Consider the following 14,076-nt stretch of genomic DNA (forward strand, 5'->3'; position numbering starts at 1 on the left):
GGGGGAGGATAGTCAGAACGTCGCCCAGTCGCCGTCGCTGCCGACGAGCTGGCCGTTGCCGTTGAGCTTCGGCGTGACCGGCTTGGCGGCAGCCACGGGCGCGCGTGCCGGGGCGGGGGCAGGGCGGCGGACCGGCGCGGCGCGCTGCTCGTCGTCGTCGCCGACGCGGAACTGCGCGGCATGCTCGGCGAGCACCGTCACTTCGCTCGCGAGGTTGCGCGCTGCGGCGGAGGTCTCCTCGACCATCGCGGCATTCTGCTGCGTCGCGCGGTCCATGCCGCCGATCGTGCTGTTGATCTGCGACACCGCGGCCGACTGCGCCTCGTTGTCGCTCGCCATCTGGCCGAGCAGTCCGTGCACGTTGCTGACGTCGTCCGAGATGTTGGCGAGCGCGCCGTCGACCTTCTGGACCATCTCCACCGCGGCGACGATGTCGGCCTGGGTAGCGGTCAGCTGGTCGCGGGCGCGGCCGGCCTCTTCCTCGGCGCGCATCGCCAGGGCGGAGACGAGGTCGGCGACGACCGCGAAGCCGCGACCCGCTTCGCCCGCGCGGCCGGCTTCGACCGCGGCGTTCATCGCGAGCACCCGGGTCTGGAAGGCGATCTTGTCGAGCCCTTCGATGACCGAGTCGATGCCCTTGGCGCTTTCCGACACGCGGTTCATCGCGTTCATCGCTTCATCGGCGATCGAGCGGCCGCTCGACACGGTCGAGATCGCGCCATCGGCGCTGGTCACGGTGCGCGTCGCCGCGCCGACCATCGTCTGCAGGCGCTTGTCCATCTCCGAGACCGCGCTGGTCGTCTGGCTCAGGCTCGCGGCATTGGCTTCCGAGCGCTTGGCGAGGTCTTCCGAGGCGTGGGCGATCTCGTCCGAGCCCGAGCGGATCGCCATCGCGCTGCTGCGGACCGCGCCGACCAGCGCGCGCAGGCTCGCGAGCGCGCCGTTGAAGTTGGTGCGCAGCTCGGCATAGCTCGCCGGGAAGCCTCCCGCGAGGTCGGCGGTGAGGTCGCCGGCCGACAGCGCCTTGAGGCTGCGGTCGAGCGCTTCGGTGACTTCGCGCTGCTCGGCCGCCGCGGCGCGGTCGGCCTCGGCGCGCTTGACCGCGGCCGAGCGGAACTGCTCGACGGCGCGGGCGATCTCGCCCAGCTCGTCGCCGCGCTGCTGCGCGGGGACTTCGGCGAGCTCGCCGTTGGCGAGGCGGGTGGTGACCGAGGTGAGCTTGTCCATCGGCTTGGCGAGGCGGCGGTCGATCAGCATCCACACGCCCGCGAGGCTCGCGAAGGCGACGACGACGAGCAGGATGCCGATGGTGAACGCCCAGCTCGCGGCCGAATCGGCGGCGTCGCTCGTCGTGCTCGAAAGCTTGCGGGTGAGGTCGGTGAGCGTCTGCACCTGCTCGATCAGGTCGTGCGACTTGTCCTTGCCTTCGCCCTTGATGAGCTTGAGCGTGCCATCGAGGTCGCCGGTCTTGCGCAGCTCGACGATGCGGCCGTTGACGTCGTTGAGCGCGGCGGCGAACTGCTCGAGCTTGGTCGTCTCGGCCGGGAAATCCTGCTGGCCGACCTTGCCATAGTCCTTCACGCTGTCCGACAGCGCCTTCTGTGCGTCCGCCAGCCGCTTCTCGAGCTTGGCCGAGTCATCGGCCGAGATCGCGTTGTAATGGCTGTAGACGATGATCCGCTGCTCCTTCACCTGGCTGATCACGTCCGCCAGCGCCGACAGGCCCGAGACGCCGTGCGTCACCTGGGCGCGGGCGATGATGCTGATCTTGCTGGTCGAAGCAAGGCCGTTGAAGGCGAGGCAGGCGAGAAGAACCGCGACGAAACCGAACGCCAGCATCAGCTTGCGCGGCAGCCGCATGTTGTCGAAGGAAGTAAGCACGCCAAACTCCAGAACTGGGGTGCCGGGGGACACCCGTTACGGAACATGTCTTCATTGTAGGATGATTACGGAACCGAGCGGGGATTCCGCCTCCACATGGTTGCCGGTCCTATAATCAAGGCAAGCAAACCGTGTTCAGGAGCGTTCCCGATGGCCTTTTCCCCTACGCATCGCCCCGCATGGGCCCTGCTGCTCGCCGCGGGCGTGCTGGCGCCCGGCGCTGCGGTCGCGAGGCCGGATAAGGACAACGATGGCCCGACGCTAAAGATCAGCGGCAGCGTCCGCCTGGAGGCCGAGGCGATCGACGGACAGTTCCGCCCCAAAGTCCCCGCGAACGACACGCTCTTCTCGTCGCGCACGCTGGTGATGGCCGAGGCCGATCTCGGCCCGATCAGGCTGGTCGGCGAGCTCGACGATGCGCGGGGCTATGGCGAGCGCCACGGGTCGAGCGCGAGCACGAGCGAGATCAACGCGCTCGAGCCGCTCCAGGGCTATCTCGCGGTCAAAGTCGGCAATCTGGGCGGCACGAAGGGCTCGGGCGATTTCGCGATCGGCCGGTTCACCATGGACATCGGCACCGCGCGCCTCGTCGGCCGGCCGGACGCGTCCAACTCGCCGCCCAGCTACCTCGGCGCGCGCTTCGACTGGAAGAGCAAGGCCGGCGACCGCATCATCGCCTTCGTCACGCGCCCGTTCGAGCGGCTCCCCGTCGATGCCGACGACCTGCGCGACAACAAGGTCCAGCTCGACCGCGAGTCGAAGGGGCTGACCTTCTGGGGTGCCTCGGTCACCAAGGCCAATGTCGCCGGCAAGGTCGCGACCGAGGGCTATGGCTATTGGCTCGCCGAGAAGGATACGCCGGGCCGCGACACCAAGGACCGCCACCTCTTCACCTTCGGCGGCCGCGTGTTCCGCGCCGCTTCGAAGGGCAAGCTCGACTTCGAGCTCGAAGTCGCGCGCCAGCACGGTCGCACCCGCGCGACCACCGCAGCTTCGGACGTGACCGACCGTACCGTCCGCGCCACCACTGCGCACGTCGAGGCGGGCATGACGCTCGAGGCGAGCTGGAGCCCGCGCGTCGTCGCGCTGGCGGACTATGCGAGCGGCGACGGGCCGGCGGCGACCTATGGCCGCTTCGACCCGCTGTTCGCCGCGCGCCGCGCCGATTTCAACCCGACCGGCCTCTACGGTCCGATCTCGCGCGCGAACCTGATCTCGGCCGGGCTCGGCCTCGAGGGCAAGCCTTCGAAGAAGCTCGACTTCTTCGTCAAGTCGCGGCTCTTGTGGCTCGCCGAGCCGACCGACAGCTTCGCCTCGACCAGCGTGCGCGACAAGACCGGTGCCTCGGGCGACTGGGCGGGCGTGCAGATCGAAGCGCGCGTGCGCGACTGGATCGTCGACAAGAAGATCCGCTGGGAAGGCGGCGCGGCGTATCTCGCCAAGGGCCGTTTCCTCAAGGACGCGCCGAACGCGCCGCAGACGGGGGATACGACCTACGGCTACACGACGCTGTCGTTCTTCTTCTGAGCGGTCTCGACAACATCCAAGGGATCGCAAGCCATAACCGTCATCCCGGCGAAAGCCGGGACCCAGGGCCACGGGCCATGCGGCTTGCTGCCCTGGGTCCCGGCTTTCGCCGGGATGACGGCTGGTTGGGGCGACCCTCACTGGACACAGCCGGCATCACCGCATAACCCGCCCCACGTGGCGACTCCGCTTCACCGCCGCCGAGGAGCACCGTTCGCGCTGACGCTGATCGCGCTGGCGCTTGCCGTGCGCGTGCTCCTCCCCGAAGGCTGGATGCCCGTCGCCACGCAAGGCGGCTTCGCGATCACCATCTGCTCGGGCACCGCAGGCGAAACCGCCTGGATCGACGCGGCGGGCAAGCTCCACAAGGAGAAGCCGGCCGGCACCGCCGCCGACCACGATTGCGCCTTCGCCAGCGCCGGCGCGCCCCTCGCGACCGCCGCGCTCGACGCCCCGGTCCTCGCCGCTGCCGCACAGGCTGTGAGCTTCCCTGCCGCCTGGCTCCTCATGGCGACCGGCCGCGGGCTCGCCGCGCCGCCGCCGCCGCCCACCGGGCCGCCCGCCACCGTCTGAACCCGCCGTGCCCGGCCCCGTGCCGGGCAAGCTTCTGCGCGTGGCCGAACCCCCGGCCGTGCGCCTGCCGGAGGTCATCAGATGCCGTTCCTGCCGCTGCTGCTTCTCGCAGCCGCCGTGCCCGACGAGGCACCCGAAGAACAGAACCCCGCGATCGTCGTCACCGGCGAGAGCGCCAGGATCGAGAATCCGCCCGCGACCGCCGCTTCGGTCGACGCCGAGACCATCGCCACGACGGTCAATGCGATGAACGTCGAGGACGCGCTCAAATATCTCCCCAGCCTCGTGCTGCGGAAGCGCCACATCGGCGACACCCAGGCGCCGCTCGCCACACGCACTTCGGGGCTCGGCGCCAGCGCACGCAGCCTCGTCTATGCCGACGGGGTGCTGCTCTCGGCGCTGATCGGCAACAACAATACCAGCGCCTCGCCGCGCTGGGGGATGGTGAGCACCGAGGAGATTGCGCGGATCGACGTGCTCTACGGCCCCTATTCGGCCGCCTATCCGGGCAATTCGATCGGGGCGGTGGTGAAGATCACCACACGCCTCCCCGACCGGCTCGAAGCGACGGCCAATGCCGGGGTGAACGTCCAGCCGTTCCGCCTCTACGGCACCGATCGCGTGCTCTCGTCCTTCCAGCTGGGCGGCACGATCGGCGATCGCTTCGGCCCTCTCGCGTTCTTCGCCAGCGTCGACCATGTCGACAGCCAGGGCCAGCCGCTCGGCTTCGTTACTGCCGCGCGCGGGCCGGGCGGCGGCTATGACGATTTGAGCCGTATCGGCCAGCCGATCCGCGTGATCGGCGCGAGCGGGTTCGAGCAGCAGGTCCAGGATCGTATCAAGCTCAAGGCAGCGCTCGACCTCGCTTCCGATCTGCGGCTGACCTATGTCGTCGGGCGCTTCCGCAACGACACCGACGCCACCGTCGAGAGCTATCTCCGCGACGCCGCCGGCCTGCCGAACTACAGCAGCGCCTTCGCCAGCGGCATCTACCGCACCGAACAGGCGCATTGGTCGCATAGCCTTTCGCTGACGGGCGGGAGCGCGGGCTTCGACTGGCAGCTGATCGGCACGCTCTACCATGTCGCCCGAGACGAGCAGCGCGTCGCCGGCACGGCGCCGCCCGCCGGCGCGGCCGGGGGCAGGGGCACGATCACGCGACTCGACGGCACCGGCTGGCAGACGCTCGACGCCAAGGGTGGCTGGCGCCTGGGCGGCGCGCACCGCCTCGGCTTCGGCGCGCACGCCGACTGGTTCGCGCTCGACAGCCGGCGCTACGATACCGCCGACTGGCTGCGCGGCACGCCCGGCGCGCTCAACCTCCGGTCGGCGGGCCGGACGCGCACGCTCGCGTTCTGGGCGCAGGACGAATGGATGTTCGCGCCGGCGCTCGCGCTCACATTCGGCGTGCGCCAGGAATGGTGGCGCGCCTCGGCGGGGCTCAATTACTCGCTGAGCCCGCTGGTGGGGCCCGTCGCCCAGCCCGGACTCTCCGCCGTCCGCTTCTCGCCCAAGGCCTCGCTCGCCTGGGATGTCGCCGCCGCCTGGCGTATCCGCCTCTCGGCCGGCCAGGCGTGGCGCTTCCCGACGGTCGGCGAGCTCTACCAGATCGTCACCACGCCGGTTCCCGCGGTGCCGAACCCCAACCTCCGCCCCGAGCGCGCCCGTTCGGCTGAGTTGGCCTTCGAGTGGCACGACGCGCACGGCACGCTCCGCCTCTCGCTGTTCGACGAGCAAGTGAAGGACGCGCTGATCTCGCAGACCGGCCCGTTGCCCGGCAGCAGCCAGCTCGGCACCTATGTCCAGAACGTCGACCGCACCCGCGCCCGCGGCGTCGAGTTCGTCGCCACGCGCATCGATGCCGTCCCCGGCGTCGATCTGTCGGGCAGCGTCACCTACGCCGACGCCATCACCAAGGGTGATGCCGCCTTCCCCGGCGCGGTCGGCAAGCGGCTCCCCAGCGTGCCGCGCTGGAAGCTCAGCGGCGTCGCGACCTGGCGCCCGGCCGAGAGCGTCTCGCTCACCGCCGCCGCGCGTTACGCCAGCCGCAACTATGGCGCGCTCGACAACAGCGATATCGTCGGCAACACTTATCAGGGCTTCTACAAATATCTCGTCGTCGACATCCGCGCCCGGTTCCGGCTGAGCAGGCATGTCGAGTTCGGCCTTGGCGCCGACAATCTCGGCAACGACAGATACTTTCTCTTCCACCCCTTCCCGCAGCGCAGCCTCACGGCCGATATGAAGGTCGTGCTGTGAGCCCCGGCAGCCTCCGCCGCGCCGCCTGGCGTTGGCATTTCTATGCCGGGCTGATCGTGCTCCCGATGCTGCTCTGGCTCGCCGCCACCGGAGCGCTCTACCTCTACAAGCCCGAGATCGAGGCGTGGCTCTATGCCAAGTGGAGCCACGTCGAGCCCGCCGCGCGGCCGATGCGGCTCGACGCGATGATCGCCACGGTCGAACGCCAGTCGGGTGGCAAGGTTCGCCAGGTGATGCGCCCCGCCGCGTCCGACGCGAGCTGGCGGATGAGCCTCGCCATGCCCGGCGGCGGCAAGCGGCTCGCGTTCGTCGATCCCTATCGCGGGACCTTGCTCGGCAGCGTCGCGGGGGGCGGCGCGATGGCAACGGTCAAGGACCTCCACAGCCTCGCGATTACTGGTCCGATCGGCAATGCGCTGGTCGAGATCGTCGCGGGCTGGGCGATCGTGCTTGTCGTGACTGGCCTCTGGCTCTGGTGGCCGCGGCGCGGGAGTCCCGTCGTCGCGTTGCGGGGAAAACCCTCGGGCCGGCTGTTCTGGCGCGACCTCCATGCGGCGGTCGGGCTGTTCGGCGGCGGCGTGATCCTGTTCCTCGCGCTCACCGGCATGCCCTGGACGGGCGTGGCGGGGAAGAGTCTCCAGGCATGGGTCGCGGACCACGGCCTCGGCCGCCCCGCCGCCGGGGCGTACTCCGTCGGCGGGCACGCCGGCCACGCGATGGGCGCCGAGAGTCTGCCCTGGTCCATGCAGGCGACACCGCCGCCTGCCAATCTGGCGCACGGGGGCAGGGCAAGCGCACAGCAGTCTGCCGAGGCTGCGGCCTGGGCAGGCCTCGCCGCGCCCTGGACGCTCACGCTCCCCGTAGCGCCCGGCGCGCCCTATCAATTCTCCGCGGCGATCGTCCGGGCCGAGGACGCGCATGTCGTCGCGATCGACTCGGCCAGCGGTCGCGAGTTGCGGGACGTGCGCTACTGGGGGTTCGGCGCCGGCGCGCGCTGGATCGAATGGGGCATCGCCGCGCACCAGGGCCAGCAATATGGCGAACCCAATCGCCTCGTCATGCTGTTCGGCTGCCTCGCGCTCTGGGCGCTGGCGCTGACCGGCCCCTTGCTCTGGTGGAAGCGCCGCAACGGCCGTGGCCTCGCCGCGCCGCCCGCCGCCGACTCGCGCAGCCCGCGCGTCGTCGCGGCGCTGATGCTCGCGCTCGGCCTGCTGCTCCCGCTCACGGGCATCACCATGATCGCCGCGCTCGCCGGCGAGCAGCTGTGGCGAAGACTGGAGCGCCTAATCGCGTAAAGCCGCTTGTTGCCGGCCTGTGTCTGCGATGGCATTTGCGCCAAGGGGTTGGGGGCATCATGCTAGCGAAATCATGCGGTTATTGCGCCGCGACGCTCGTCGTCGCGTTGGCCCCGCCACTTCAATAGTCGACGTAATAGTCCTTGGGGAACGCTTCGCCGGCGAACGCCTTCTTGGTCGTCCAGGCCAGCGCGGGGTCGGTCCAGTAGCTGTCGCCGGCGGGCAGGCCGAGCGCCATCAGGCTGAGCGAGGTCAGGTACATGCTGCCCGCGTTCGAATACCAGTCGCCGAGCTTGGGCAGATGGCCGGTGAAGCCGATCGTGAGATAGCCGCGCTCGTCGAAATTGGTCGGGAAGCGGAACACCGCGCGCTGGGCGGCGAGCGTCGCGCCGCGGATCTGGCCCTCGGGAAGCGACGCGGGCAGCTTCTTGCGCCACGCCAGCAGCCCCAGCGGCTGGAACACCGCGGTGCGATAGGTGAGCGAGCGCCCGATCGGGGCATAGCCGCCGTCGGTGCCGACCAGCCGCTCGAGATGCTCGCCGTAGCGCTGCATCCGCTTCACCGCCTGCTCGAGCAGCACCGGCGCGTCGAGGCTGTTGAACTTGGCCTTGGTCGCGACGAGCACTTCGAGGATCTCGACCAGCATCGGATGGATCACGTAGGAGCCATAATGATCGAAATGGAAGTGCGGCCCATCGGCATACCAGCCGTCGCCGACATACCATTCGTTGACCTTGCGCACCGCGAGGTCGATGCGCACCGGGTCCCAGTCCTCGCCCGCCCAGAGCAGGAACGCTTCGTTCATCGCCGCGAAGAGCAGCCAGTTGGTATAGGGCGGCGAGAAGCGGCGGACGCCCTTGATCTCGGTGACGATGCGCTGCTGCGTCGCCTTGTCGAGCGCTTTCCACAGGCCCGGCGCGCGCATCAGCGCGTTGGTGAAATAGGCGGAATCGACCAGCGCCTGCGGGGCGTCGTTCCACAGCAGATAGTCGGGGCTCGAGGGATCGACCGAATGGGCGTAGCTGGCGAGCGCCTGGTCGCGCAGCGTCGCGCGGAGCTTGCCTTCGGGGGTGGCGTCGTCGGGGAGTGCGAGCCAGGGCGCGAGGCCCGCGATCAGCCGGCCGAACGCTTCGAGATAGCCGACGCGGGGGTTGCGCCCGTCCCAGGTGGGGCTGAGCTCGGGCTTCCAGCTCGCCTGGAGCCTGCCCTGCGACATCGGCCCGAGCACCGGCGTCGCCATCTTCGCGAGCAGGTCGAGCATGTAGCGGCGGTCGGCGGCGCCGTCAGGCACCACCGGATCGCGGGGGGCTGCACTGGCGCGCCCTGAGGCGACCGCGGCGAGCGTGCCGGCGCCGAGCGCCGAGGCGAGGAAATTGCGACGTTCCACTGAAGCGACTCCGAAGGACGGGTTGGCGTGAGGTGACTTCGATCCGATCGTCATCCCGGCTTTCGCCGGGATGACGGTGTATTTCAGGCTGCGCCGTCCCATTCTATTTGGGGACGGCGAAGCTCACCGGCTCGGCGGCGACGAGCCGGTCCCAGGCGGCACGGTCGGTGATATGGTCCTGGCCCAGGCTCCAGCCCGAGCCCGAATAATAGACGAAGGGCTTGCCCGGCTGGACGGTGAGCAGGACGAGGGTGTTGTCGGCGTCCTGCTTCACTTCGGCGATCATCTTCGGGTCGACGCGCAGCGCGATCATCATCCGGCCGTGATGGGGATCGTCCGGTCCCCACCAGGAGAGCAGCCCGCGCTCGCGGTCGATGGTCAGGTCGCCGCCGTCGCCGGTGGTGCGCTTGCCGATGCCGATTCCCACGGTGAGCGGCCCGGGCTTGTCGCTGTGGAGCGTCGAGACCAGCCGGGTGAAGTGCGTGCCGAGCGGCAAGGTGAAGCGCCGCGTCTCCCAGACCTTGCGGCCCACGTCGACCGGCCAGGGGGCGTAATCGACCGTGAAGTCGGCGACGTCGGGGCCGTTCCGCAGGATCCGGTAGGTGCGATAGTTGCGCGAGGTCCACAGCTTGTTGTCGAACCAGATGCCGAGGCCCCCGGCGCCGCGGCCGGTGCCGACATTGTAGAAGTCGAGCCCTTCGCCGTGGAAGGCGTGCTGGTCGCCCGAGCGGAGCTGGCGGTCGGCGAAGGGCCAGGGGACGTTCTTGCCCCAGCTGTCGATCCCCGAGCCCGAGGGCGGCTCGGCCGCTTCGAGCGCGCGGCCGTAGATGCGGTGCGCGGTCTTGTCATTCTCCCAGAGGATGTCGTCGTAGCGATAGTCGGCGAGCATCACCGTGGCGCGCGGCGTCTTGTCGGGGGCGGGGGGCAGCGGCTTGTCGACCGGCGGGAGCGGCGAGGCGTCCTGCGCGAGGCTGGGCGCGGCGGCGAGCAGCGCAGCGGCGAGGAGGGCGGGGCGAATGCTCATTGCAGGGCTCCGGCATTGGCGGGCTTGGCCGCATCGGGATGGGTGCCGTTTCCGGCGAAGGGAATCAGGCGGAAGGCGTAGCGCCGCGGCGTGAGCGGGATGCGGTATTGCATCAGCGGGCGGCCGCCGGCGTCCCACGCATTGTCGCCGCCGACGCCGGCCTGGACCGCGTCGATCATCAGCGACACCGCCCCATGCGGCACGATGTCGCTGCTGCGGCGCGTTCCAGGCGGACGGCGCGAAAGGTCGTCATAGGGGAAGGCGAGCGCGTTCATCGACAGTGGCGCGGTGCCCACCACGCGCAGGCCGCCGACGCCGGCGTGAAGCAGCTCCATCCAGCGCACGTCGACCTTGTTGCCGCTCTCCTGCGGGCGGATGTAATCGTGGTACTGCTCGGCGATCAGCCCGCGCCACAGCCCGAGCGGGGCGCCGGTCTTGCGGTCCTGATAGGTCTCCTGCGGGCCGCGGCCATACCATTCGAGCGTGTCGATGCTCGCCGGCATGGTGAAGAACAGCCCGATGCGCAGCGGATCGGGGAGATCGGGCTTGAGCGGCGTGAATTCGCCCTCGACCGAGACCGAGCCGTCGCCGGCCATCCGGTAGCGCGACACAAATCGTGCCGTGGCGTCGCCGGCCAGATAGCGCACCGTGATCTCGGCACCGCCGCCGACGAGCTTGTGCGTTTCGATGCCTTCGACGTGGCGCTGCTCGGAGGCCTTTTTCCACACCCCATGCGTCTTCTCGACGCCGGTCCCGATGTCGTTGTCGGTGAGCGCGCGGTAGAAGTTCGGCGCGCCGCCCTGGAGGAGCAGCCGGCCGCCGGCGGTATAGCGGTCGACCAGTCCGGTCTTGCGGTCGATGACCAGCTCGGCGCCGTTCGCGGCGAGGCTCAGCTTGCCGCTCTTGTCCGAAAGCGACACGGCGCTCGTGGCGGGTGTTTCGGCGGCGGGCTCGCGGCCGAGCTCGAACTGCTCCCAGCCGATCACGGTCCCCGCATCCACCGCCGGGATCACGCCCGCCCTGGCCTTGGCCATGACCGTCAGCACATAGTCGGCGCCGGGCTTGCGGGCGTAGGCGGGGAGCGTGAGCTTCAGCTGCTCGCGGCCGTGCGGTGCGGTGTGGAGCGTGGGCAACGTCCCTTGCGCCACGGCAACGCCGTCCTCCAGCAATTCATAGCCGAAGTCATAGCCCGACAGGTCCTGGAAGTCGTAGCGGTTGATCACCGTCACCGCGCCGTTTGCGTACCCGCTGAACTGGATCGGCGCATAGACGTGGCGCAGCTCGAACAGCTGCGGGTTGGGCGTGCGGTCCGACTGCATCAGCCCATCGCCGAACTCGATGTCGCCGCCGGGGTTGGGGCCGTATTCGCCGCCGTTGCCCCAATAGCGCCGGCCATCGGCCGTGGTGCGATACATCGACTGGTCGACCCAGTCCCACACGAAGCCGCCCTGCAGCTTCTCCGGGTGCGCGTAGATCACGTCCCAATACTCCTTCAGGTCGCCGCCCGAATTGCCCTGCATGTGCGCGTATTCGCACTGGATCAGCGGCTGGCGGAACGACCAGTTCTCGGCATAGTCGGCGAGCCGCGCGGCGCTGTCGTACATCGGCGCATAGATGTCGGCATAGTCGTTGGGGCGGTGGTCGGGCAGGCCCGGCCAAGTCCCCCAGCCGAGATAGCTGACCAGCCGCGACGGGTCGCGCGTCTTCACCGCCGCGGCGGCATGCGCGAAGGTCGGGCCGATCCCCGCCTCGTTGCCCAGCGACCAGAAGAGGATGGACGGGTGGTTCTTGTCGCGCTCGACCATGTTCAAGACGCGACTGACGTGCGCGCCTTCCCAGGCGGGATCGAAGCCCAGCTCGTAGCGGCCGCGCAGCTCGGCGTGCTTGTTCGCCCAGTCCATGTAGCCGTGCGACTCGATGTTCGCCTCGTCCATCACATAGAGCCCGTATTTGTCGGCGAGCTCGTAGAGGCGCGGGTCGTTGGGATAGTGCGAGGTGCGGATCGCGTTGATATTCGCGCGCTTCATCAGCTGGATGTCGCGCTCCATCGTCTCGAGCGAGACGACGTGGAAGGTCTCGGGATCGTGCTCGTGGCGGTTGACCCCGCGGATCGTGATCGGCTTGCCGTTGACGGTGACGAGGCCGTTCCGGATCGCGACGGTGCGGAAGCCGATCCGGTCGTAGGTCGAGGCGATGATGTTGCCCCTGGCGTCATAGAGCTCGACCAGCAGCATGTAGAGGTTGGGCGTCTCGGCAGTCCAGGGCTTCACCCCGGGCAGCACGGCCTTGAGCGTGACGTTGCGCTCCTCGGTCCCTGCGGCGACGGGCTGCGAGGTCTCGAGGACCTGCTTGTCGCCGTCGAGCAGCGCCAGTCGCGCAGTGGTGGCCTGCGCCGAGGGGGTGACCGCCATGTCGACCGCGAGCGTGCCGTCGCGATAGTCGTTGTCGAGCCCGGCATGGACGAAGAAGTCGCGCACGCGCGTCTTCGGCGCGGCCATCAGGAAGACTTCGCGCTCGATCCCCGAGACGCGCCAGAAATCCTGGTCCTCGAGATAGGAGCCGTCGGACCAGCGGAAGACCTGGATCGCGATCGTGTTGCGCCCGGAGTGGACGAACGGCGTCACGTCGAACTCGGAGGGGAGCTTCGAATCCTCCGAATAGCCGACCTTCTTGCCGTTCACCCAGACATAGTAAGCCGAGCCCGCCGCGCCGATGTGGAGGATCACGTCGGAGCCGGTCCAGCCCGCGGGCAGGTCCACGTCGCGCCGGTACGAGCCGACCGGGTTGGTCGCGTGCGGGATCAGCGGGCGGTTGGCGGGGAAGGGATAGGTGATGTTGTTGTAGCGCGGCTGGTCATAGCCCTCGGCCTGCCAGTCGGCGGGGACCTTGATCTCCTTCCAGCCCGAGACGTCGTAGCCCGGCTGCTCGAAGCCGGCGGGGAGCTTGTCGGCATTGGGCGAGAAGGCGAACTTCCACGGGCCGCTCAGCAGCATGAACCGGTCGGACTTGGTGCGGTGCCCGGCGATCGCCTTGGCGCGCGTCTCGAAGGGGAAGCCGGTCGCGCGCGCGGGCAGCTTGTTGACGGCATAGACCGCGGGGTTCTCCCAGTCGGGCCGGCTGGGGTCGACCTGCGGCTGGATCGGCGGCGCGGGGTCCTCGGCGAGCAGCACCACCGGCGCGCAGAGCAGCAATGCCGCGGCAAGCATGCGAGCCGAACGCATCATATATCCTCTTCCCTCGTCGGCCGTTTTCGCCGGGTGACTGGCGGTGTCGTTGGTGCTACGCTAGGCCTAGCTTCTGGAGATTGATATGACAAGTCGGACTGCCGCGGTGCGGGCGGGAGGCGACATCGGAGAGGAGAGCGGGCGCGGCGCGTCGCTGACCGACGAGCTCTACACCAAGCTCGAGGCGCGCATCCGGTCGGGCGAGCTGCTGCCGGGCTCGCGGCTGCCGACCCAGAAGGAGATCGCGCTGGCGGAGAACGTCAGCCGCACCGTGGTGCGCGAGGCGGTGGCGCGGCTTGCCGCGCACGGGCTGACGGTGTCGCGCCAGGGCTCGGGCGTGTTCGTGGCGGACGACGCCGAGCCGCGCGCCTTCCAGATCACCCGCGACGAGCTCGGCGAGCTGGCCGACGTGATCAAGCTGCTCGAGATGCGGCTCGCGGTCGAGACCGAGATGGCGGGGCTGGCGGCGGCGCGGCGCACCACCGACGACATCGCCGCGATCCAGGAAGCGCTGCAGCAGATCGTCGAATCGCAGCATGATCCGGTGGCGGCGGCGAAGGCCGATGCGGCCTTCCACCTCGCGATCGCGCAGGCGACGCAGAATGATTATTACGTCCGCTTCGTCGAGTTCCTCGGCCTGCGGCTGGTGCCGCCGCGCAACCTGTATCTCCGCGACCAGCCCGAGCCGGCGCACGACGCTTATGTCGCCAAGGTCCATGCCGAGCATGAGGCGATCGTCGATGCGATCGTGCGGATGGATTCGGTGCGGGCGCGCGAGGCGGCGCGGCATCACATGCAGGAGAGCCTGACGCGGCACTCGATGCTGAGCGCGGCGGCGCGGCTGCGGGGGCGGGCTGGGAACTAGGCCCATCCTCCCAGTCGTCATCCCGGCGAAAGCCGGGACCC

At 69.5% G+C, this 14,076-nt stretch carries 9 protein-coding genes; 5 read left to right on the forward strand and 4 right to left on the reverse strand.

Going from position 1 to position 14,076, the window contains the following annotated elements; translation table 11 throughout:
* Positions 1–12 precede the first annotated feature (12 nt).
* Positions 13–1,881 carry a methyl-accepting chemotaxis protein gene (locus J7495_RS13215; RefSeq protein WP_294057034.1) on the reverse strand — a complete coding sequence of 623 codons (1,869 nt, stop codon included), beginning with the start codon at positions 1,879–1,881 and terminating at the stop codon, positions 13–15.
* Between the two features lie 150 nt (positions 1,882–2,031).
* Between J7495_RS13215 and J7495_RS13220 the strand changes: the two genes are divergently transcribed.
* The 4 genes from J7495_RS13220 to J7495_RS13235 all read left to right on the forward strand — a co-directional run bounded on the left by J7495_RS13220 (position 2,032) and on the right by J7495_RS13235 (position 7,535).
* Positions 2,032–3,408 (forward strand): alginate export family protein, encoded by a 1,377-nt coding sequence (locus J7495_RS13220; RefSeq protein WP_294057035.1) that lies wholly within the window; start codon positions 2,032–2,034, stop codon positions 3,406–3,408.
* Between the two features lie 177 nt (positions 3,409–3,585).
* Positions 3,586–3,981, forward strand: coding sequence for a hypothetical protein (locus J7495_RS13225; protein ID WP_294057036.1), 396 nt, complete (start codon positions 3,586–3,588; stop codon positions 3,979–3,981).
* A gap of 81 nt (positions 3,982–4,062) precedes the next feature.
* Positions 4,063–6,240, forward strand: a complete 2,178-nt coding sequence (locus J7495_RS13230; RefSeq protein WP_294057037.1) for a TonB-dependent receptor — start codon at positions 4,063–4,065, stop codon at positions 6,238–6,240.
* On the forward strand, positions 6,237–7,535 hold the full coding sequence (locus J7495_RS13235) for a PepSY domain-containing protein (RefSeq protein ID WP_294057039.1): 1,299 nt from the start codon (positions 6,237–6,239) through the stop codon (positions 7,533–7,535). The genes J7495_RS13230 and J7495_RS13235 overlap by 4 nt, the downstream gene beginning before the upstream one ends.
* Positions 7,536–7,656: 121 nt before the next feature.
* On the opposite strand, the gene J7495_RS13240 is transcribed toward J7495_RS13235, so the two are convergent.
* The 3 genes from J7495_RS13240 to J7495_RS13250 form a co-directional block, all read right to left on the reverse strand.
* On the reverse strand, positions 7,657–8,922 hold the full coding sequence (locus J7495_RS13240; protein ID WP_294057041.1) for a DUF2264 domain-containing protein: 1,266 nt from the start codon (positions 8,920–8,922) through the stop codon (positions 7,657–7,659).
* A gap of 103 nt (positions 8,923–9,025) precedes the next feature.
* Entirely contained in the window at positions 9,026–9,946 is a 921-nt protein-coding gene (locus tag J7495_RS13245) for a DUF4861 family protein (RefSeq protein ID WP_294057043.1), read from the reverse strand.
* On the reverse strand, positions 9,943–13,170 hold the full coding sequence (locus J7495_RS13250; RefSeq protein ID WP_294057044.1) for a glycoside hydrolase family 2 TIM barrel-domain containing protein: 3,228 nt from the start codon (positions 13,168–13,170) through the stop codon (positions 9,943–9,945). The genes J7495_RS13245 and J7495_RS13250 overlap by 4 nt, the downstream gene beginning before the upstream one ends.
* A gap of 85 nt (positions 13,171–13,255) precedes the next feature.
* Between J7495_RS13250 and J7495_RS13255 the strand changes: the two genes are divergently transcribed.
* Positions 13,256–14,035 carry a FadR/GntR family transcriptional regulator gene (locus J7495_RS13255; protein ID WP_294057046.1) on the forward strand — a complete coding sequence of 260 codons (780 nt, stop codon included), beginning with the start codon at positions 13,256–13,258 and terminating at the stop codon, positions 14,033–14,035.
* The last annotated feature ends 41 nt before the right edge of the window (positions 14,036–14,076 follow it).

The organism is Sphingomonas sp. (genome assembly GCF_017745215.1).
GTDB lineage: Bacteria > Pseudomonadota > Alphaproteobacteria > Sphingomonadales > Sphingomonadaceae > Sphingomonas.